The sequence below is a fragment of the Streptomyces sp. CA-249302 genome, from assembly GCF_050936785.1.
Taxonomy (GTDB): domain Bacteria; phylum Actinomycetota; class Actinomycetes; order Streptomycetales; family Streptomycetaceae; genus Streptomyces.
Window position 1 is genome coordinate 7,864,893 of sequence record NZ_JBNJMG010000001.1, and the last position, 18,669, is coordinate 7,883,561.

Consider the following 18,669-nt stretch of genomic DNA (forward strand, 5'->3'; position numbering starts at 1 on the left):
TCACTGACGGAGGGGATGTTCGAAGATGTACGGCTACGGTTACACGCCGACTGCGGAGCAGATCGAGGCCCAGCAGGCAGCGGAAAAGCAGCGGATCAAGGACAAGCACGACGAGAAGCTCGAATCGCTCCCCGATGGTGGTATGGGGGGCCCGGACCGCAGCAAGCTCGACACGCCCTTCATGAAGATGGGCATCCCTGAGCTGCGCTCCATGATCCTTGATGCGGACCCCAACCGCATTTACGAGGTAAGCCAGCACTGGAAGTCGGTGCACAACATCCTGTCCGGTGGCGACGGCGACGGCAAGACCGGCGGCGTGGACTCGGTCTCCGCGAAGGACAGCGTCGCGGGCATGATGCAGAGCGCAGTGGAGAACGTCCTCGAGCACTGGGAGGGCGATGCGGCAGAGGCGTTCCGTAAGAAGGCCAACGAGATCATGGGGAACGTTCGGACCGGGGCTGCGTGGGCCAATCACTATGGCGAAACTATGCACGCAGTTCAGAACGACCTGCGGAACTCCATGACCAAGATGCGGGACGTCAATGAACCGTCCGGCTGGGACAGGGCCTGGGACAAGCTCACCGATGACAACCGCAGCGATGAGCAGTTGCTGGCGGACATCAACAAGGGCGTGAGTACGGACGCGGCCCGCCAGGCGAATGCGGATTCCTTGTCCAAGGGCAAGGAAGAGCAGCTGAAGGGGGTGGCGATCATGGAGCAGTTGGGGGTGAATTACAAGGCGTACGCGAAGGTCGGTGGGGGTTTCGACGACCAGAAGGACACCTTCGCTCCTCCGAATCCCCAAACGCCGATGCCCACCCCTGTCTCGATGCCGTCTTCTGGCAGCTCGGCTCCGAGTAGCGGAAGTTACACGACCAAGCCCTGGAGCGCTGGGCCGACAACAAGCATCAAGCCGACGCCTACGGTGCCTCGTGATCCGGGCATCACGGGAGGTTCACAGCTTCCCACGACCAAGACGAGCCTGCCGACCACCGGGACGAACGTAGATAGCATTTCTCCCCTGCCTGGGAGCGGCGCAGGCACGGGCGTTGGCGGAGCTGGCGTAGGTGCTGGCGGTGGCTTCGGTACTGGCGGATCGCAAAGCCCAGGCATCGGAGCCTCTGGCGGAACTGCCGGTCTGGCCGGTGGTGCTGCTGGCGGCATCGGAGCCCTGGGTGGGCGCGGCGGGCTGGCTGGTGGAGCGGCGGCTGGCCGTGGTACTGGAGGCCGAGCAGGCATGGGCGGTATGGGCGGTGGACTCGGGGCGGCTGGCCGAGGCGGCGCCAGTGCTGGGGGCCGTGGAGCCCTTGCGAGGGCTCGTGGCGGCGTTGTCGGCGCAGCCAAGGGGGTCGGCAAGGGTGCCGGCGGCGGTGCAGGCCTCCACGGCAGCCGAGGCGGAACGCAGGCAGGTGCAGCTGGCGCGGGTGGCAAGGGCCGGCGGTCTGAGAAGGAGAAGAACCAGGGCGACCGTCCCGACTACCTGGTCGAGGACGAAGAGACCTGGATCTCGGAAGAAGACCGCGATCGGAACGTACCCAGGACCATCGAGTAAAGACACAAGCAGGGCGGGCGGAAAGTTGTCATCTGCCCACGTTTAAGGCTGGTGTAGTCAGCCGCAGCTGAGTGAGGAGCAGGGAGTTGGGTTTCAAGCGAGTCTGGTCCACGACAGGCGTCGTGGCGTTGACGGGGGCCTTGCTCCTCACTACGGCACCAACTGCGTCGGCAGATTATGTCCGAGACGGGCAGTGGCCACTGACTGTTTACGGTGCGGAAAATGTCTGGAAGACGTCTCAAGGCGCAGGGGTCACTGTCGCTGTGGTGGACTCGGGTGTGCAATCTAGCCACCTGGATCTTACGGGGCAGGTCCTGCCTGGTAAGGACTTCACTGGGGCTGGTAAGCCTGACGAAGACAGTGACGGGCACGGCACCGGAATGGCTAGCCTCATCGCTGGTCACGGACATGGGGCCAATGGTTCCGCTGGTGTGATGGGCCTCGCGCCGAAGGCGAAGATTCTCCCCGTACGCGTAGACACGACTGAGAACCAGATTGATACGGCGGCTTGGGCTGCTGGCGTTAGGTACGCGGTTGACCACGGTGCTTCAGTTATCAACCTCTCAATTGGTGACTCCAGTGCTTATCCCGGATCAAAAGCTGCCAAGGCTGTTGCCTACGCACAGGCGCATGATGCCGTAGTGGTGGCAGCTTCTGGTAATGACGCGGGAACCGTTAGCTATCCGGCGGCACTTCCAGGAGTGGTTGCTGTGTCTGCCGTAGACCAGAGCCTCAACTTCTGGGACAAGTCGAACACCGGAAAGGTGACTGTCGCAGCACCAGGCGTTCAGACTCCCCAGGCTGATCCCAACAGCCCCACTGGTTACGTGAAAGCGGACGGAACTTCCGGCTCTGCTGCGTATGTCTCAGCCATTGTCGCCCTCCTCCGCTCCAAGTACCCCGATCTCACCGCAGGCCAGATCATCAACCGCCTGATCAAGTCGGCATCCTTCATCAATTACAAGGACAAGAAGGCCCCGGACAAGGAACTCGGTTACGGCATCGCCCGCCCGGGTACGGCGCTGCGGATGAACATCCCGAAGGGCCCCAAGGAGGGCCCCCTAGCCCAGGCGTCTCCGTCAACGTCCACGAACTCGGGTTCCGCTTCCGGGGGCAACGAGAGCACCAGCGCGACCGAGAAGAAGAGCGACTCCTCCTCCGGCGGCATCCTCCTCATCGTCGGCATCGCAGCCGCCGTGATCGTCATAGGCATCGCCTTCGCAGTGATCCGCAGCCGTCGCAACGGCCGCGGAAACGGCCCCACCCCCAGCGGCGGAACTCCCTCCCACGGCGCTGGCTATCCACCCCAGCCCCCCACCGGCTACCAGCACTACCCCAACACGCCCCCCAGCCAGGGTCGCTACCCGACGCCTCCGGGCCAGCCCCCGCATCAAGGGCAGTAGCCATCATCCAAGCTTCGTATGTGGGCAGAGCTGGGGCTCACTGAAATGACGTTCGTGCTCGGAGTGTGTTCGGCGCCGCCCCTGGGATGCGCCATTTCTCCACTCTCCCTTGATCGCGTCCTGACCTGTTTCGTGCCGGTTGCGCTGCAGCAACGATCGTCAGGAGGCCGGCGATCGTTCGAAGTGTTGGGCACGGCGCATCTGCTGAGATAGCCGCAAAGATTCGTAACTGGGGCGATCGCGGCCAGTAGTACTTTTTGGCGAGAGAGTCCTGTACGAAGCGGCCGCAGGATTGCTATTACTCGGCGCACATCGGTTTGATGGCGCATCGCGGATTGCATGGAGAGAGTCGGTTGGGAACTAAGCGGATCCGGTCTGCCGCAGGGGCCGTGGCATTGGCTGGAGTATTTCTCCTCACTTCGGCTCCTGCGGCCTCGGCAGACTACGTCAGAGACCAACAGTGGGTCATGGACGTTTTCTCAGTAGACGATATATGGGCTGAGTCTCAGGGGGAGGGCGTCACAGTGGCTGTTGTGGACAGCGGCGTCGACGCCAGCCATCCTGATCTGACCGGACAGGTCTTTGAGGGGAAGGACTTCACCGGCGGAGACAACGCGCAGAAGGACATCCAGGGGCACGGCACCGGAATGGCCAGCCTCATCGCGGGGCACGGCCACGGCGCGGGAAATGAATCCGGTGTGAAAGGGCTCGCACCCAAGGCGAAGATTCTGCCGCTACGTACCCTTCAGACGACCGCTGACAGAAATGCAGACGAGACTTGGGGCGCGGCCGTTCGATATGCCGTCGACCATGGTGCAGGGGTCATCAATCTATCCTTCGCCAACGACGGAGGCCACACCCTGAGTGATGGTCGTCAAGCAATTGCGTATGCGCAGGCGCACGACGTTGTAGTTGTTGCGGGAGCAGGGAATGAAGGATCTATTGCTGTATCCGAGCCGGCAGCACTTCCGGGTGTTGTAGCGGTTGGCGCGGTCGACAAGAATGCCAACCGCTGGGAAGGGTCCAACATGGGAAAGGGGCTCACTCTCATGGCTCCCGGCGTCGACATTGTCGCTGCGAATCCCAAGCGATCTCCGCAATATGGCTTGTCCGACGGCACCTCGGATTCCACTGCATACGTATCCGCCGCTGCAGCACTGGTGCGAGCAAGATACCCTGACCTCACTGCAGGTCAAGTCGTCAACCGTTTGATCAAATCGGCTTCTTTCCTCCATCACAAGGGATTGAAGGCGCCGGATGAAGAATACGGATACGGCATCGTCCGCCCCTACTCAGCCCTCACGATGAATATTCCCAAGGGGTCTGAAGGGAATCCGCTCGGTCAGATCAAATTGGCCGAGAATACATCAGCAAGCAACAGTAACGTGGCGGGCCAGTCTGAGAAAACGAAGGGATCTCGGTCGATGGGCGCAATTGTCCTACTCGTCGGCGTGGTAGGCCTCCTGGCCGTGGTCGCCGCCGTCGCTGTCTTCGCTGTAACCCGCAGCCGCCGAAACCCAGCGAACGGTGCGACCGGTAGCGGGAGTTACCCCCAGGCGGGCTACATGCCGCAGCAACCGTTGCCGCCGACTGCCGCGCCGCCGCCGTACACCACCCCGCCCCTCGGCCAGGGGTACGGATACGCCGCGCCTCCTGTTCAGCCTCCGCAGTACCCCAATCCCTACTCGGAGCAACCTCCATATCAGGGCCAGTAGGTTGGATGCGCACCCACCGGATCCGGAGCGTTCCCGGATCGCATGATGACAAGGTTCCCCCTTCCGAGTGGGGTCAGGGTTGCCATGCCCCTTGCTCAGCCAGCAGCGCCAGTGGTTCCTCAAAGGGGCGGGCCGTGATGCTGGGTGTTCCCGCGGTGGTCTTCCACAGAAGTTCAGCGCCATCAGGACCGGCACGGAACGCCCTGGTTAGCAGATGTATGGTGCCGAGGAAGCTCGGGCGGTCAGCTGATTCGCCTGAGCCCATCACGCTCAGAGGTGAACGGGGAGGAATCGGTCTATGGGGGACCACTTCAAGACGGACATCGGACAGCTCGAGCGATTCCTGACGGATCTGGAGAGATGTGTCGACGAGCTGAACGAGGCTCGGTCGGCACTCGATCACGTGCGTGCCGACCAGATCGGCACCGCCCGGCTTGACGAGGCCTGTGACAATTTCCAGGAAGAGTGGAAGTACGGGGCGGGTAAAACCAAGGAAATGATTGATGCCATCAAAGAGGGCGTGACGGCCAACAAGAAGGGCTACGAAGAGGTCGAGGAAGCCTTGGAGAAGGCCTTCAAGCAGATCGCGACCCAGAGCACTTCAGGTGGCAAGTAATGGCTACGAATCCCTACCCCAACATCGGTTGGAACCCAGTTCCGGGCGTTCCTGCCGAGGTCACCAAATTGCAGCAGAAGGTGGCCGAGGCAGCTACGGCGCTGGAGAACACGCATCGGCAGCTGGTGAAGCTCACCGGCGAGAGCAGCTACTGGGAGGGCGACGCGGCGGAGAAGTTCCGCGACTCCCTCGATGGTGACCTGCCTAAATACATCAAGGACGCCGCCTCTTCCTTGCGGAGTGCTGCAACCGAACTCCACAAGTGGGACGGTCACTTGACCTCCCACCGGGAGTTGGCGAAGAAGTACGACGACGACGCGGCCGAGAAGAAGGCCGCGATCGGCAAGGCCAAGACTTCCTATGACCAGGCCGCCCAGCACCCGGACCTCAAGCTCGCCGGCCAGACGTTCCCCTCGCAAGGCGAGGCCGACGCTGCGACAGCTCGACTGCGCGCTGCCGAGCGGGAACTGAAAGAGGCAAGCGTGGCCCTTACCAAGGCCAACAGCGAGTACGAGTCGCTCGACGCCAAGGTCAAGGAGCTGGAGACCGAGCACACTACTGCGGCCGAAGCTATCGCGAAAGCTTTGGAGGGCTCAGCCAGGAAGGCCCCCGACGAGCCCGGTTTCTGGGACAAGGTCGGCAACATCCTCAAGTCTGTCGGCAATTTCCTGCTGGAGAACGCGGGCACTATCGGGGCTATTGCCGGCTTACTCGCTCTCTTCCCAACTCCGCTTGCTCCGCTATTCGCTGGTATTGCGATTGTTGCCAGCGCGGCAGACCTAGGTAAGAACTTCGCTGATCGGGACTTCCGGGACGCGTTCATCCCTGGCGGCGACAAGTTCGGCTGGAACATGGACACCCTCTCCGCATACGCTACTTTCGGCGGCGACGCCATCGGGCTGGTGCCCGGCGGCAGGGCGCTGAGTTCGGCAGCCCGCGAAATTCGCGTCGGGCTCGCAGACGCAGCGGAGATGGGTGTAAGCGTCACGAGTCGTGAGGTCGGCAGGGAGTTCGTACGGGAAGCTGGGCACGTGCTACGCACGGCACCGAGAACCGTCGCGGATGAGGCGTGGCAGGCGGCCGGGGAAAGTGCTAAAGGCTCCGCGAAACTCATGACCGATATTAGCGTGAATGGTCTGAGTGTCGTCGCAAACTTTATGCCGGAAGATGGTACGCCGGGCAATTTGGCGACAGGTATCAATGTTGGAGGCGGAGCCTGGGCCGGGACGGACATCGTGCAATCGATCCTTGCGGCAAGGTAAAAGAAGTGAGAGGCGGACAAAGCATGACTACGAGCGCCCGCCCGCCCTCCGCTCTAAGCGCTGCCGCCAAGCCTGTCTTCTGGTACGGCATTCCGCACGGCTACGCCAAGTTGGATCTGAATCCACCACGAGAGCGCATCGAGAAACTGGCTCGTGAGTTGAATATGCTGCCCGCAGATCAGCGGGCGCAGGCCTCGCAGGTTCTGCAATTTTATGCGGGCGTGGTCAATGCGCTCAATGCACAGAACGTGCATATGTGCGCGGTCGGTTATCATCCGGACGACGACGGCACCATCGTGACGTCTACCCTCACCATCTCCACGGTCTCGACGTCCGGTCACAATGCAAAGTTGGTGATTGCCGGTCTAGCGGGGACGGCCGCCGACCATCCCAACTGCGGAATGCGTCCGTTGACACTGCCATGCGGCCTCGGATATCTCGTGGAGGAGAAGAAGCGAACCGTCGCGCCGGGTAGGGACCCCGACAACCCGGAGGGTCCTCTGCGCGGTGATGTATGGCAGGGGACGGTGGCGGCCACTGGTTCGGGTACCCCTGACATCATTTTGGTCCAAATGGTGACACCCGCTCTGTATCTCGCGGACGTGTACAGGGACATTCTTCTTGGGGTTGCCTATACGCTGACGTTCACCGATCCGGCACAGTCGGCACCGGAATTGGGTGAACCAAGCATGAACTCGGCCGAAGCGGCCATGCGTAATGACTTCGGATAAGAACGGAGCCTATCCATGGATAATCCGCCCGAGGCGCCCGATGTCGCGGAAGTTCTCAAACGTAACCGCATGCTCCTATATCGACACATTGCTATACGTCTGGCGCTCGCGGTAATTCTTTTCGCAGTGCCGATCGTTGCACGCTCGGCTGGTTGGGATGCGGCCCTGCCGCTTTTCTGCGCTCCTGCGGCCCTGCTCGTGCTGATATACCTCGCCCTCCGGTTGCGTCATGGGTCGCGACTCAAGGTGTGCGAGAAGGTGTTGCACACCTACCCCCTGGAGTACCGCACCCGAGTCTCCAAGAAGAATGAGACTGAGTGGAAATACCTCGGTGATGTGCACACCGTCCGGCTGTCGGTGCGAGGCCAGCACGGCGCGCCTTATCTGCGTGCGATCAACGCCTCGACGGTGCGCCGCTGGCCGAAAGGGGCTGAGGATGGCGGTGCATGGTTCGCCGGTGACCTGGTCTTCGGTGGCGTCATGGTCGTACCAGGGAGCAATGACATGCTTTTCGTGCAGCCTGCGGATTGGGAAAAGTACGAGCAGGAGCGTGACCAGGCCGACCTGCAGCGCAGGGCCCGTGCCGAACAGGCCGGTATCTCCAAGCTGTTGGAGAAGGAGCCGCTGATCATGGTGCACGGATGACGCGTGTATTGGGCTGGGTGTGTGGCGGCATCCTCGCCCTTGTTGTCGGCTTCTGGTTCGTTACCGCGACTGGCGACCTTGCCCTGTCCGCAGGTCTCTACGGCACCTCCGGGACATACAAGGTGGACAGCTGCGTCGACACCAGCAACACCCGTAAAGACTCCGACTATGACTGCTACGGGGCCTTCACGCCGGACGGCGGTACCGTCAGCAATGCCGTCTCGGTGAAGCTCAAGGACACAGGGCACGACTACCCGGACGGCACCGAGTTCGACGCGCGACAGGGAATTAATCCGGAGACGATTCAGCGGGTCGGGTTCTGGGGTGTCGTCGGAGAGCTCTGGCAGGTCGCGCTCTGTATGGCGGTCCTGGCGGTCCTCGGGTATCAAGCGGTCAAGCCACGCGGGCAGTCCCAGCGTCGGGAAGACCACCGCCGGGAGCCGTCGCGACGTCAGAAGGTAGCCGATCGGATGGGTTATGCCGTCATCGTCGCGATCTCCGTGGGCATCCTGAGCTGGATCGCCATGGCCGCGGAGCCGACCTCGTAGATACGGGTGCCTTCTGCGACAACAGGGTCGGCCTGATCATCAACGGCACCCGGGCCTGGTCATGCCGACGCTCCCCCTTCTCTGGGGTGAGTAGCCCGTGAATGCGTACGGGTAACGGATGGTCGACTGCCGCTGACGTCCGACCAGAGCGAGTTACGCGGCAACGATCTCGCACCACACGCACTTGCCCCGGTTTCCGTTCCTTGTCAGCGGCTGCCAACCCCACACATCAGCGCAGGCGCGGACCAGCGCGAGGCCGCGTCCCTCCTCCGCGTCAGCCAAGTCGTCAAGATTGGTGGGTGGTTGGGGCGGTTCGGGGTCGATGTCCCAGGCGCCGATACGCAGCACGCCGGCCCGCCACAGGAGACGCAGGGCGGCGGGTCCTGTGGTGTGCTATACGGCGTTGGCGGCCAGCTCTGTCGCGAGGAGTTCCGCGGTGTCCACGAGGCTGATCAAGCCGTGCATCGTGAGGATCAGGCGGACGGTACGGCGGCAGACGGTGACGGCTCGTAGATCGTTGGGGATGTTGAGGGAGTATTCCCAGGTGTCGCTCGTAGACATGACGGAACTCCTGTCGTCGGAAAGGGAATTGGCGATTTTCTGCGGGACGGGCGGTGGCAGTGCCGCAGCCGTCATGGCAGGACGGAGCGGTGCGCTTCCGGAACCCCGAAAGCCCGGCGAGTGTGCGTTGCAGCACGGACAGTAGGTCTGAAATTTAGTACCATGCAAGTCGTTCGCGTGATCTGACACCCGAACGGGGCATCCCAACCAGCGAGTTGAACCAAGTTGAACCACGGAGTTGTCCATGGCGACACGTCGACATCCCACCTCACGCCAGGCGCGTCTGGGTGCCGAGTTGCGCAAGCTACGGGATGCGGCAGGGCTCAAGGCCACCGAGGCGGCGACGTTGTTGGGGGTGAGCTCCGTTCAGATGAGTCAGATCGAGTCCGGTGTCGCTGGCGTGAGCGAGGAACGGGTGAGACGTCTCGCGGCCAACTACGCCTGTCCGGACACTGAATTGATCGATGCGCTCGTGGCCATGGCGACCGACCGGACCCGCGGCTGGTGGGAGGAGTACAGGGGTATCCTTCCGGCCGCCTACCTGGACCTTGCCGAATTGGATCATTACGCGACGTTCCGACGCGACGTGGCGATCACCCACGTGCCGGGACTGTTTCAGACGGACACCTACGCGCGCGCCCTCTTCTCCTACATGAACCCCGAGTTCCCCGAGGATGAGGTGCAGCATCGGGTGGACCACAGGATGAGGCGCAAGGTCATCATCGAGGGCGCCGATCCGATTCCGTACGAGACCGTTATCCACGAAGCGGCGCTTCGCATCCAGGTGGCCGGCAGAGTCGCATCCCGGGCTCAACTGGTCCGCATCCTGGAACTCTCTGATGCGGACCACGTGACTGTACGCGTTATCCCGTTCAGCCTGGATGACTTCTCGGGTGCCGGAAGTGCGATGGTGTACGCCGGTGGAGCGGTGCCCTGCTTGGACACCGTCGTACGCGATGCCCCGCACGGTACGGCTTTCATCGACTCCGAAGCCCAATTGAGTCACTTTCGAGCGCTCTTCCGTAGGGTGAAGGAAGCATCGCTCACCCCCACGGATTCACGTGACCTGATCAACCATGTGGCCAAGGAACTGTGAGGACAACCATGACCGCCCGCGCTCAGTGGAAGAAGTCGTCCTTCTCCGGGGGCGGTGAGGGCAACGACTGTGTAGAGATAGCGAACCTTCGTACACGGGTCGCGATACGCGACTCCAAGCTCCCGGCCCACGGCACACTCGCCTTCCCGGCCGGATCCTTCTCCGCTTTCGTCGTGTACCTCAAGACGGACACCGGTTGTGACGTCGAACGTCCGTAGCGCGGAGGCCGCGCACCGGGCGGCAAGGGTGCGCTGCTTCGCCTGCCCAGCCTCAGCAGCACCTCGACGCCTGTACCCTGCCGTCGACGTTCCAGTTGACCGGCACACCGGGGAGGCGGTGAGTCAGGGATCGCAAGTGCCCGACTGGCTCGCGCACTGCCAGTCGGAGAAGCCGTCCTCGGGGTTGCGGACGGCATGATCGAAGCCGATGAGGTCACGCACAAGGATGAAGGTGAGTGCGATGGCGGCAAGTCCCACCAGCACAAGCATGATCCGGAGCACCGGCCTCAGGGCCCGGCGACGGCCGGGATCCTGCTCCGCCGCCCGGTCCCCGACCCGTTGCGCTCCGCTGCTGGGAGAGTGCTGGCCCTTCATGCGCACGACGTGATCTCGTCGGAGGTGCCGCGGACATTGAAGTCCTGGGCCAGACCCACGGTGTTGAGGTGGGCGATGTCGGCCTGCTCCATCTCCTGCCCGCCTCCACCGACGTCGCTTCGGTGCTCGCTGGGGATGCCCCAGTCGTAGCGCTTCTGGACCTCGACCCGGTAGGTGACTTCGCCGTTGTGGACGTAACCCGTCAGCCGGTACTGGAAGTGGTTGAGCGCGTAGTACCAATCCGCGCTGCTGTGGCCGTCCTTGGGGTTGGGCGCGGTGCTCTGCCACGTGGTGGTGAAGGGGCCGTCCGGGCGGTCGTGGACGTCCTTCCGCAGGGTTCCGTCCACGTCTTTCTGGAAGGCCGGCACCTGGTCCATCAACATCTGCGGATCGACCTCGACGTCCGTGCCGCTGGCGTCCAGATAGTGCTGGATCAGCCCGGCGGCATTGGGATAGTCGTAGTACGGACTGGCGAAGACCGCGCCGACGTTGTTGAGCTTGTTACGGGTCTCGCGGTCCTTGGCGTCAGGTTCCGCGATGTTGAACCTGCGGTCCTCGCTCTCGAAGTTGTGGACCGTGCCGAAGGCGATCATCAGCCGCTTGGCCAGCCACTCGTCGTCATCGGTCGCTTCGGTGAGCACCTTCCGCAGCCGTTCCTGCAGGCCCTCGGCGATGCGCTCGTGTTCTTCGTAGTTCCTGTGCACGTCCGGATCGTCGGGGTCGTCGACGACACACATCTCTACGTGCCCGTCGGCGCTGATGGTCATCCCCTGCTCCAGTGCCTGCCGCTGGATCTCTTGGGCCCTGAGCTGGCGCTCCCGCAGGTTCTTGGTACCGCCGGTGCCCTTGGTGCCGTCGGCCTCCGTGTCGATGTAGTCCCGCAGCGCCCTGACTTCCTTGTCCAGGGCGTCGATGTCCAACTGGACACGGTCGCAGAACTCCTGCGCCCGCTCGCCGGCCTTGCCCTGCCAGTGGTCCTGGTGCAGCTTCCGGACCACTCCGTCATGGAACTCCGTACGGGCGTCCTTGATCTTGCGGTGTATGGCGTTCCAGTTGTCGGCGAATGTCTCCAGCGCGTTGACGTCGAGCTCCATGAGCTGATGGAAGGTGACCACGATGCTGCTGCCTCCGGCTCAGCGGAACGGGTTCGGGGAGTGCCGGTCGGCGAACTGCGAGGCGGTCGCGACCTCGTTGCGGTCGTACGCGTCCGCACTGTCACGGAAGTTCTGCGCGGCCTCGTCCAGGCGGTCCGTGACGACCTTGAGCAGGTCCTCCCAACGGCGCTGCATGTCGTCGATGCTGCCGGCGAACGACCAGCCGGCGGCCGCCTTCACGAGATCGCCGTCGGCGTCCTCGGCCGGGCCCCTGGTCTTGCGGATGATCTCCGACGTGCTGTCGCAGACATCGGCCCTGTCCCGCAGGAAGGACGAGTTGACGCCGACGTCCGGATCACCGCCCCAGACCGGTGGCGCGGGCGGCGGAGGCGTGGGTGTCGGGCCAGGCGAGGGCGATGGCTCGGGCTGCGGCGCGGCCGTCGTGGCTGGAGCCGAGACCTGGGCATACGACAGTCGCGGATCGACCGGTTGACTCATTTCCGACTCCTCCAGAACCGGTCTCCCGGCCCTCACCCCGTACAGAAGGAACGTTCTTGCTCAGCCTAGGGCAACCATCGATTGGCATGCTACCGACATCTCGCTGGCCCATGTGCCATGGCCTGATCCGCCACAGGAACGTCACGTGAAGAAGACCACCAGCAGGCTGATCACCAGTCCGATCACCCCCGTCACCCCCATGACGTAGATCGTCCGCTGCAACCCCCGACTCGCAGCCTCCCCCGCCCGCCGCACATCCGCCGGCCCCCCAAAGGCGAACCCGGTCGCGACGAAGAACAGGCCCGCCCCAAGAGGCAGTAGTGCGCCGAACCACCACGCGCAGCCCAGGGCGATCGCATGCGCCCACCCCTGATCCAACTGATAGGACGTGTCCGAGGACTTGCGGGCCTGGAGGACGTGGCCGCGTGTGTACAGGGCGTCGCTCTTCAGTTCGGCGTTGAGGTCCTTTGCCGTGCCGTCGGCGGCGGTGAAAGTGCCGTAGCACCAGCGGGTCTTGGTGTGCTTGCGTGAGCTGCTTGACGAGGACGAGCGGTACTTGTAGTCGACCGTGCATGTTCCCACCGTCAGCTTGCCCGGTGTCGACGTCGCGTAGCGGTACGGGCCGAGGAAGGTGCCGAGGGCCAGAGCGGCCAGGCCTACGAGGATCAGGCCCGCGCCGATGAGGCGGCCGAGGGCTGGTTGGCCCTGGGGATCGGTGGTGTTCGCCGCGGAAGTGGGATGGGCTTGTGTCATTGCGGGGCCTCGGGGTTCTTCGGAGTTCCTCGGAGTTTTTGTCGGTTTCACAGGGCCAGTGCGCAGACCAGTGCCGCCAGGGCGCCGATCGCGAAGACCCCGCCCAGGATTGGGCCGGTGATGCTCCGGGCCGGCAGGTTCTGCCAGGAGGCTGACAGGGCCGGGCCGCCTCGGGCGCCGAAGCCTGTCAGGAGGGAGAAGGTGCCGAGCGCCACCAAGGAGAGGCAGAAACCGAGAATTGCGGCGTCGTTTCCGGGGTCCCGGTCCTGTGGTTGTTCGAAGGTGTCGGCTACCTGAATCACCGGGATTTTCTCGCCGCTTGAGAAACGGGACGACGTCGCGACGGTGACGTCCTCGTGCGTGGCTCCGCCCTTTTCCGCGGTCCAAGTGCCCGTGCAGCTGAACTTGAGTTCCGTGGAACGCCTGTGCGTGCCGTAGTGGGTCTTCGTGTGCACTTCGCATGAAGAAACGGTGAGGGTCCCATCGGTGCCCTCTCCGGCGAGTTCGCTGCGCAGTTCCGGAATGGTCACCGTGGCGACGACCGCGGCCACCAGGAGGAGTCCCAGGCCGACCAGCCTGCCCACCCACAGGCGCCCTGTACTGCCGCAACGTGCCTGTGTTGTCACCACTGTTGGTCGTCCCCCCGGAAACTTGACGATCTCTTGACTGACGGGTTCGCTGGGCTGTGCGCCAGGAGTCTAAGGTATCGGTCTGTCGTCCAATATGAACTGCAGCAAAGGGTCTCGGGGGAGAGCAATGGAGTTCGGCACCTTTGACGTCGACACGACGGTGCTCCGTAAGCAGGGGCAGAACTTCGTCGATCTCGGGGGTGATTTCGCCAAAGCCTCCAAGGGGCTTCAGGACACCCTCGACGGGCTCGGAGAGCCCTGGGCGGACGCCGATTTCGGAGAGCTCTTCGGCCAGGTCTACACGCCGATTCGCGACGGAATCTTCACATCGATGGACAGCCTCGCGAAGCGGCTTCAGCAGGTCGGTTACGGCCTCCAGGACATGGCCGGCAACTACGACGCCTCGGATGCCTCGAACATGGGCCTGATGAACGGGCTCTCCGGCCAGCTCTGAATCCGCGGTCACCTCTGGATCCGCGGTCGCCTCTGGATCCGCGGTCACCTCTGGATCCGTGGCCAACTCTGACTTAAATCGGCGCTATTGGGGCTATTCGCATGTCGCTCACACTGCCCGGCGAACTCGTCTGGGTGCTCGACCTCCTCGGTTACAGCTGGCCCGAGGCTGACGAAGAAGCACTGCACGAGGTGGCCGAGACCTGGCGGAGTTTCGGCAAGACGCTCGGTCAGATCGAGGCGAACGGGCAGGGCTTCGCCGGCGCCGTCGTCGCGCACAACTCCGGCGAGGCCGTCGACGGTTTCACCAAGGCCTGGGGTGCGTACACCGGCACGAACGGCGAGGACAGTTACCTTCCCGACGCGAAGACCGCGTGCGAGGTGATCGCCCTCGCCTTCGACGGGGCCGCGATCGCGGTCCTCACCGCGAAGATCGCCGTCATCGTCCAACTCATCGCCCTGGCCGTCGAGATCATCGCGGCCCAGGCGGCGGCACCCTTCACCTTCGGGCTGTCCGAGGTCGGCGCGCTCGGCGCGACCCAGGCGACCCGGGTGATCGTGCGCGAGCTCCTGGCGAAGCTCCGGAAGGAGGTCATGGAGGCGGTCACCAAGGCCATGGAGCACGCCACCATGGACGCCCTGAAGAAGATCGCCAAGGAGCAGCTCGAGAAGGTCACCAAGGAGAAGGTCAAGCAGTTCGCCAAGGACAAGATCAAGGAAGAGGCCAAGCAGTTCGTCCAGGAGAAGGTGGTCGACGCCGCCAAGGAAAAGGCCAAGGAAGCCGCGATCGGCATGGCCCAGAACATCGGGCAGCAGAGCGTCGAGACCTACTTCGACGAGCGCTCCGGCATCGACCTCGGTGAGACGGCGGACGTCGCCAAGGGCGCGGCCGGCGAGTACGTCGACGGCCTCAAGAACGAGGTCACCGGCGGCGAGGGCTCGACCGTGGCCGGCTACACGGACGTCGGCGGACACGTGGACGGTGCCGTGGACGCCGCGACAGAGAAGGTGACCGGGGCGGTCGGGGACCGCGTTCAGCACGGGGTCGACGTGCTGTCCGGACACAGTGGCAACTCTGCGGAGACGTCCGACGGGAGCGCGAATACGGGCGCCGCTTCCGCATCGGGGCCCGGCTCTTCCGGCTCTTCCGGTTCCTCCGGCAGCGGCGCGCGGTCGTCCAACAGGCCTGCGGCCACGGCGAGTTCAAGCTCCTCGCACTCCTCGGGGAACGCCCAGGACTGGGCTCGTAACGAATTCGGGTGATCCGGCCGCCATGACGGCGCTCCTCCCCGCACCCCCGACAACAAGCCACCGGAAGGACGTTCCCGACCCATGACCGCAGACCGCGAGATTCAGGACGAGGAACTCATGGAGGTCGCCCAGGACCCCGAACAGGCCCTGCGGCTGCACCGATCCCTGCGCACCATCGCCGGCGCGGACTCGCTCGACCCGAACCTGCGCGACATGGCGCGTTCGGTGCTGAGCGGGAGCGTCGACATCAAGGACGCCTTCCGGGATCCGCGTTACACCGAGGCCGTCTTCCAGCGGCTGCACGAGATGCGCCGGGCGGCCGAGGACCAGACGTACGCCGAACAGCAGCAGTCCAAGGCACAATTCGGGGAGTGGGACCGGCGTCAGCAGGCGGACCTGGACCGTGAGCGGGCCGAGCGGGACGCGCCGGTGCACGGCTCGGGGCGGGGCGGGCGGCAGCCCCGGAACTGAGGGCACGACAACAGGGAGCCGCGCTTGGCTCGGTAGTCCGACCGATGTGAGCGTTCCTCCAGTAGTGCAGTACTAGAGCCGCCAGTCGCCGCCGCTGTGCTTGGAGTCGGGGCCGGGAGCCTGCCGGTCCTGCCGCTCCTGTTCGATCTCTTCGCGCTGCGCCTCCAGATAGCGCAGGGCTTCGGCCCGCTGCTGTTCCCGTTCCTCCGGGGACTGCTGCTCGTACTCCTCGCGTGCCTGGGCGATGCGCTCGCCGAGTGCCTCCGAGTACGGTCCGACGCGCAGTGCCTCCCGTAGGCCGATGCGGCCGGAGAGGACTTCCCGGGCCATCTCCTGCAGTGCGCCGTTGCCCGATGGGCTGTCCGCCAGCCGCTGGAGCGACTTGCGCAGGGCCCTGGCCCGGACCTCGTCGTGAGCGATGTCCATCAGGTCGGCATCGCCGATCTGGGGTTCCTTGTCCGTCATGCTTCGCGCTCCCTCCGTTCCCTGTCCTATGCGACGGCCGGGTTGTCGTACGTACTGCCGACCTCCGGGAAGTCCTGGAGGTGGCTGTACACGGCCGCGCCGAGGCCTTCGAGTGTGCCCACCCCGCCGTTGACGATGGCCTGGGCAGTACCGAACGCCTGGGTGGCGTCGCCCCACAGCTTGAGGATGCGGGTGACTTCGAGGGCGGCGAGGCCGTAGCCGATGAGCGCGCCCGCGCCGGTCCACGACAGCAGGGTCCCGGCGGCCAGCTCGACGCCGACGATGATCAGGCCGTCCAGGATGCCGCCGATGTAACCCTTGATGCCCTCCGCGGCGGAGTACGCGGCATGCGCGAGGTACTTGTAGGTGTCAGCGAGGGAATCGAAGGTCTGACCGCTCTGGTTGAGCTTTTTGGCCAGTTCGTCGAAGTAGACGTAGGCCGAGTCGGCCGCGTGACCGTTCCACGTCGAATCCAGCGCCTTGTTGCCGGAGCCGAGATTTTTCGCAATATCGTCACAGGCTTTGCCGATGTTCTGCCAGACTTCGGCACACTTCGCGAAGGATTCCCAGTCACCCGCGAACCACTGGATCACCTCGTCCAGCGGATTGAATCCGAAGACGGCGTTGTACGCCTCGGTGATCCAATAGGTGGGGCTCACCAAGTCGCTCACGTCATTGAACAGATCGAGCAGAGCGCCTTGGGAGAACTCCTCGGGAGCCTTGGGAGGAGTCAGACGGCTCGACGGCTCGGTGGCGTCGGTGAACCCGGACACTCAGCATCCTCCTAGCGTGTGAGCGGCGATCAGCGCTTGCTGGTGGGGTAGGTGGAATCGAGCTTGGCCGCGTTGCCGTGGTCGGTGTCCCGGTAATACGTGGCGCTCTTGGACAGTTCCTTCTCGGCAGCCCGCACTACGGATTCCGCCTTGGTGAGGGCCGCGCTCACGCGCTCCAGGACTCCGCCGTGCGCCCCCGCGATCATGCCGAAGAGGCCTTCGTTGGACATCGCCACATTGCCGTATTGCTGTGCGTAACGGCCGGCGTGCTGGAAATCCTCGGCGGCCCTTCCCACCTGTGCCGCGTAACTGTCGAGATCATCCGGCTGAACGTCGAATCCCATGCATGTGCCCCCGTGTCCGTTTCTGGCTCTGCGGTACGTTACCCCACATGCCGAACCGCAATAATGATGATCTTCAGGGGGGGCTGAACCGATCCCCGCTCTCTGCGGCGTACGGTCGGGAACCCCGCGCCGAGGTGTGGCACCGGATCAGGCTGAACCTCCTGGGGCTCTCGCTGCTGTTCGCGGCGATGGCCGGGCTCGGCTCCCTGGCCCTGCTGTTCGTGGGCGAAGGCGTCTTCGTCGGTGTGGTCGGCCCACTTGTGATGGCGGCGGCCGCGACGTGCGCGATCAGGGGCTATCGGCACCGTGAATGGCCGTGGTCCCTGGGAGCCCTCGTCGCCGCGTTGGCCTGGTTCGGGGTGTTGGCGGTGGTCCTGAACTGAGGGACGTCGAAGAGGAGGAGGGCTGGCACTTAATCGCCTTGGCGAGTACGTCAGTTCGGCGCGCCGCCGGTACGTTCCCGATGCCCCTTCCGATCAGGTACGCCCATGTAGCCCGCCTCGCGCTCGTACTCGCCGAACCACAGCTGAGGCACCTGCGCCCGGATCGCCGCGACGACCGCGTCCCGTGTACTCGCCGGGACGGGGAGTCGGTAGCGGAGGCGGGGGAGTTGGGGGTGGAGAGGTGCGTCGTCGCGGACCAGGGGCCACAGGACCGGGGCGTCGCGGTCGATGGGGGCGCTGGGGCACAACTCGACGGAGTACACCTTCACGCGACCCCGGCCCCTGCCCACCTCACTCCAGTGCAGTCCGACTCCGGCCAGGCCCTGCCAGGGGATGACGTTCCGCTCCTTGCCGTTGCTGACCCACAGGCCGGTGTGGTCGATGCTCACGCTGGAGTTCCGGGCGGACCAGGTGGCGATCAGGCTGGTCACGCCGATGAAGCCGATGAGCAGCCCGATGAGGATTCCGCCGATTCCCTTGAGGTTCGGCCCGTCGTCTCCGAGACCGGCGGTCACCGCGATGCCGCCGAACAGAACGAGCACGCTGATCGCCGTGAGCACGATGCCGAGGGGGAGCATCCGCCGGGAGGCTCGGCGGCCGGTGGGTACGACGGTGGCGGTGGGGGAGGGGGTGAGCTCGCCGGAGAATGACATGGGAGGAGTGTAGGAGGAAGATTCCCTGCCTCCGGTCGCCCGGCGCGGCCACAACGCGGCTCCGAGGCCCGGCTGTTGAGTGGGAGCCCGGGCCTCGGGCGGCGGCCCGGTTGTTCGGCG

At 64.4% G+C, this 18,669-nt stretch carries 23 protein-coding genes and 1 pseudogene; 14 read left to right on the forward strand and 10 right to left on the reverse strand.

The features are described from left to right. Nucleotides 1–25: 25 nt before the first annotated feature. The 8 genes from ACQEWB_RS35745 (at nucleotide 26) to ACQEWB_RS35780 (ending at nucleotide 8,472) form a co-directional block, all read left to right on the forward strand. A complete protein-coding gene (locus tag ACQEWB_RS35745) occupies nucleotides 26–1,552 on the forward strand; it encodes a hypothetical protein (protein ID WP_432838490.1) in 1,527 nt (508 codons plus the stop codon). 122 nt (nucleotides 1,553–1,674) lie between these two features. Then, complete coding sequence (locus ACQEWB_RS35750; protein WP_432844187.1) at nucleotides 1,675–2,955, forward strand: S8 family serine peptidase; 1,281 nt, start codon at nucleotides 1,675–1,677, stop codon at nucleotides 2,953–2,955. Nucleotides 2,956–3,422: 467 nt separating this feature from the next. After that, a complete protein-coding gene (gene mycP, locus ACQEWB_RS35755; RefSeq protein ID WP_432838492.1) occupies nucleotides 3,423–4,670 on the forward strand; it encodes a type VII secretion-associated serine protease mycosin in 1,248 nt (415 codons plus the stop codon). Nucleotides 4,671–4,968: 298 nt separating this feature from the next. Then, entirely contained in the window at nucleotides 4,969–5,286 is a 318-nt protein-coding gene (locus ACQEWB_RS35760) for a hypothetical protein (protein ID WP_432838494.1), read from the forward strand. Further along, nucleotides 5,286–6,548, forward strand: coding sequence for a hypothetical protein (locus ACQEWB_RS35765; RefSeq protein WP_432838496.1), 1,263 nt, complete (start codon nucleotides 5,286–5,288; stop codon nucleotides 6,546–6,548). Before ACQEWB_RS35760 ends, ACQEWB_RS35765 begins: the two co-directional genes overlap by 1 nt. A 23-nt stretch (nucleotides 6,549–6,571) precedes the next feature. Beyond that, nucleotides 6,572–7,279 carry a hypothetical protein gene (locus ACQEWB_RS35770; protein WP_432838498.1) on the forward strand — a complete coding sequence of 236 codons (708 nt, stop codon included), beginning with the start codon at nucleotides 6,572–6,574 and terminating at the stop codon, nucleotides 7,277–7,279. A 15-nt stretch (nucleotides 7,280–7,294) separates the two neighbouring features. Continuing rightward, on the forward strand, nucleotides 7,295–7,924 hold the full coding sequence (locus ACQEWB_RS35775) for a hypothetical protein (protein WP_432838500.1): 630 nt from the start codon (nucleotides 7,295–7,297) through the stop codon (nucleotides 7,922–7,924). After that, a complete protein-coding gene (locus ACQEWB_RS35780; protein WP_432838502.1) occupies nucleotides 7,921–8,472 on the forward strand; it encodes a hypothetical protein in 552 nt (183 codons plus the stop codon). The genes ACQEWB_RS35775 and ACQEWB_RS35780 overlap by 4 nt, the downstream gene beginning before the upstream one ends. 153 nt (nucleotides 8,473–8,625) lie before the next feature. Here the strand turns inward: ACQEWB_RS35780 and ACQEWB_RS35785 are convergent. Beyond that, nucleotides 8,626–9,033: pseudogene (locus tag ACQEWB_RS35785) on the reverse strand (ATP-binding protein). A gap of 244 nt (nucleotides 9,034–9,277) precedes the next feature. On the opposite strand from ACQEWB_RS35785, the gene ACQEWB_RS35790 reads away from it, so the two are divergent. Together ACQEWB_RS35790 and ACQEWB_RS35795 are read left to right on the forward strand one after the other, a co-directional pair. Beyond that, a complete protein-coding gene (locus tag ACQEWB_RS35790) occupies nucleotides 9,278–10,129 on the forward strand; it encodes a helix-turn-helix domain-containing protein (protein WP_432838504.1) in 852 nt (283 codons plus the stop codon). 8 nt (nucleotides 10,130–10,137) lie between these two features. Further along, nucleotides 10,138–10,347 carry a DUF397 domain-containing protein gene (locus tag ACQEWB_RS35795; protein WP_432838506.1) on the forward strand — a complete coding sequence of 70 codons (210 nt, stop codon included), beginning with the start codon at nucleotides 10,138–10,140 and terminating at the stop codon, nucleotides 10,345–10,347. Between the two features lie 123 nt (nucleotides 10,348–10,470). Here ACQEWB_RS35795 and ACQEWB_RS35800 read toward each other — a convergent pair whose 3' ends face one another. The 5 genes from ACQEWB_RS35800 to ACQEWB_RS35820 form a co-directional block, all read right to left on the reverse strand. After that, entirely contained in the window at nucleotides 10,471–10,605 is a 135-nt protein-coding gene (locus ACQEWB_RS35800) for a hypothetical protein (RefSeq protein WP_432838508.1), read from the reverse strand. Between the two features lie 113 nt (nucleotides 10,606–10,718). After that, the gene (locus ACQEWB_RS35805; RefSeq protein ID WP_432838510.1) at nucleotides 10,719–11,816 is read right to left on the reverse strand and encodes a hypothetical protein; all 1,098 of its coding nucleotides are present in this window, start codon (nucleotides 11,814–11,816) and stop codon (nucleotides 10,719–10,721) included. Between the two features lie 39 nt (nucleotides 11,817–11,855). Further along, complete coding sequence (locus ACQEWB_RS35810) at nucleotides 11,856–12,314, reverse strand: hypothetical protein (protein ID WP_432838512.1); 459 nt, start codon at nucleotides 12,312–12,314, stop codon at nucleotides 11,856–11,858. Nucleotides 12,315–12,455: 141 nt separating this feature from the next. Next, nucleotides 12,456–13,067, reverse strand: a complete 612-nt coding sequence (locus ACQEWB_RS35815) for a hypothetical protein (RefSeq protein WP_432838514.1) — start codon at nucleotides 13,065–13,067, stop codon at nucleotides 12,456–12,458. A gap of 47 nt (nucleotides 13,068–13,114) precedes the next feature. Further along, a complete protein-coding gene (locus ACQEWB_RS35820) occupies nucleotides 13,115–13,651 on the reverse strand; it encodes a hypothetical protein (RefSeq protein ID WP_432838516.1) in 537 nt (178 codons plus the stop codon). Between the two features lie 172 nt (nucleotides 13,652–13,823). On the opposite strand from ACQEWB_RS35820, the gene ACQEWB_RS35825 reads away from it, so the two are divergent. The 3 genes from ACQEWB_RS35825 to ACQEWB_RS35835 all read left to right on the forward strand — a co-directional run bounded on the left by ACQEWB_RS35825 (nucleotide 13,824) and on the right by ACQEWB_RS35835 (nucleotide 15,871). Continuing rightward, a complete protein-coding gene (locus ACQEWB_RS35825; RefSeq protein WP_432838518.1) occupies nucleotides 13,824–14,150 on the forward strand; it encodes a hypothetical protein in 327 nt (108 codons plus the stop codon). A gap of 101 nt (nucleotides 14,151–14,251) precedes the next feature. Further along, nucleotides 14,252–15,412: a PE-PGRS family protein gene (locus tag ACQEWB_RS35830; RefSeq protein WP_432838520.1), complete on the forward strand. Its 1,161-nt coding sequence runs from the start codon at nucleotides 14,252–14,254 to the stop codon at nucleotides 15,410–15,412. Nucleotides 15,413–15,481: 69 nt separating this feature from the next. Further along, nucleotides 15,482–15,871: a hypothetical protein gene (locus ACQEWB_RS35835; protein WP_432838522.1), complete on the forward strand. Its 390-nt coding sequence runs from the start codon at nucleotides 15,482–15,484 to the stop codon at nucleotides 15,869–15,871. Nucleotides 15,872–15,943: 72 nt separating this feature from the next. Here ACQEWB_RS35835 and ACQEWB_RS35840 read toward each other — a convergent pair whose 3' ends face one another. From ACQEWB_RS35840 to ACQEWB_RS35850, 3 genes are read right to left on the reverse strand one after another with little or no spacing between them, the layout of a single operon-like run. Beyond that, entirely contained in the window at nucleotides 15,944–16,336 is a 393-nt protein-coding gene (locus tag ACQEWB_RS35840; RefSeq protein WP_432838524.1) for a hypothetical protein, read from the reverse strand. 26 nt (nucleotides 16,337–16,362) lie between these two features. Continuing rightward, a complete protein-coding gene (locus tag ACQEWB_RS35845; RefSeq protein ID WP_432838526.1) occupies nucleotides 16,363–17,109 on the reverse strand; it encodes a hypothetical protein in 747 nt (248 codons plus the stop codon). Nucleotides 17,110–17,138: 29 nt separating this feature from the next. Further along, nucleotides 17,139–17,453, reverse strand: a complete 315-nt coding sequence (locus ACQEWB_RS35850; RefSeq protein ID WP_432838528.1) for a type VII secretion target — start codon at nucleotides 17,451–17,453, stop codon at nucleotides 17,139–17,141. Nucleotides 17,454–17,587: 134 nt separating this feature from the next. On the opposite strand from ACQEWB_RS35850, the gene ACQEWB_RS35855 reads away from it, so the two are divergent. After that, nucleotides 17,588–17,836 carry a hypothetical protein gene (locus ACQEWB_RS35855; RefSeq protein ID WP_432838530.1) on the forward strand — a complete coding sequence of 83 codons (249 nt, stop codon included), beginning with the start codon at nucleotides 17,588–17,590 and terminating at the stop codon, nucleotides 17,834–17,836. 50 nt (nucleotides 17,837–17,886) lie between these two features. Here ACQEWB_RS35855 and ACQEWB_RS35860 read toward each other — a convergent pair whose 3' ends face one another. After that, entirely contained in the window at nucleotides 17,887–18,549 is a 663-nt protein-coding gene (locus ACQEWB_RS35860) for a hypothetical protein (RefSeq protein WP_432838532.1), read from the reverse strand. Nucleotides 18,550–18,669: the final 120 nt, after the last annotated feature.

Bases quoted from the DNA above. Each gene is read 5' to 3' on its own strand.
- ACQEWB_RS35760 (WP_432838494.1), top strand. From the start codon at position 4,969: ATGGGGGACCACTTCAAGACGGACATCGGACAGCTCGAGCGATTCCTG.
- ACQEWB_RS35830 (WP_432838520.1), top strand. From the start codon at position 14,252: ATGTCGCTCACACTGCCCGGCGAACTCGTCTGGGTGCTCGACCTCCTC.
- mycP (WP_432838492.1), top strand. From the start codon at position 3,423: ATGGACGTTTTCTCAGTAGACGATATATGGGCTGAGTCTCAGGGGGAG.
- ACQEWB_RS35790 (WP_432838504.1), top strand. From the start codon at position 9,278: ATGGCGACACGTCGACATCCCACCTCACGCCAGGCGCGTCTGGGTGCC.
- ACQEWB_RS35810 (WP_432838512.1), bottom strand. From the start codon at position 12,314: ATGAGTCAACCGGTCGATCCGCGACTGTCGTATGCCCAGGTCTCGGCT.
- ACQEWB_RS35860 (WP_432838532.1), bottom strand. From the start codon at position 18,549: ATGTCATTCTCCGGCGAGCTCACCCCCTCCCCCACCGCCACCGTCGTA.
- ACQEWB_RS35775 (WP_432838500.1), top strand. From the start codon at position 7,295: ATGGATAATCCGCCCGAGGCGCCCGATGTCGCGGAAGTTCTCAAACGT.
- ACQEWB_RS35745 (WP_432838490.1), top strand. From the start codon at position 26: ATGTACGGCTACGGTTACACGCCGACTGCGGAGCAGATCGAGGCCCAG.
- ACQEWB_RS35825 (WP_432838518.1), top strand. From the start codon at position 13,824: ATGGAGTTCGGCACCTTTGACGTCGACACGACGGTGCTCCGTAAGCAG.
- ACQEWB_RS35795 (WP_432838506.1), top strand. From the start codon at position 10,138: ATGACCGCCCGCGCTCAGTGGAAGAAGTCGTCCTTCTCCGGGGGCGGT.
- ACQEWB_RS35835 (WP_432838522.1), top strand. From the start codon at position 15,482: ATGACCGCAGACCGCGAGATTCAGGACGAGGAACTCATGGAGGTCGCC.
- ACQEWB_RS35840 (WP_432838524.1), bottom strand. From the start codon at position 16,336: ATGACGGACAAGGAACCCCAGATCGGCGATGCCGACCTGATGGACATC.
- ACQEWB_RS35780 (WP_432838502.1), top strand. From the start codon at position 7,921: ATGACGCGTGTATTGGGCTGGGTGTGTGGCGGCATCCTCGCCCTTGTT.
- ACQEWB_RS35850 (WP_432838528.1), bottom strand. From the start codon at position 17,453: ATGGGATTCGACGTTCAGCCGGATGATCTCGACAGTTACGCGGCACAG.
- ACQEWB_RS35770 (WP_432838498.1), top strand. From the start codon at position 6,572: ATGACTACGAGCGCCCGCCCGCCCTCCGCTCTAAGCGCTGCCGCCAAG.
- ACQEWB_RS35765 (WP_432838496.1), top strand. From the start codon at position 5,286: ATGGCTACGAATCCCTACCCCAACATCGGTTGGAACCCAGTTCCGGGC.
- ACQEWB_RS35805 (WP_432838510.1), bottom strand. From the start codon at position 11,816: ATGGAGCTCGACGTCAACGCGCTGGAGACATTCGCCGACAACTGGAAC.
- ACQEWB_RS35815 (WP_432838514.1), bottom strand. From the start codon at position 13,067: ATGACACAAGCCCATCCCACTTCCGCGGCGAACACCACCGATCCCCAG.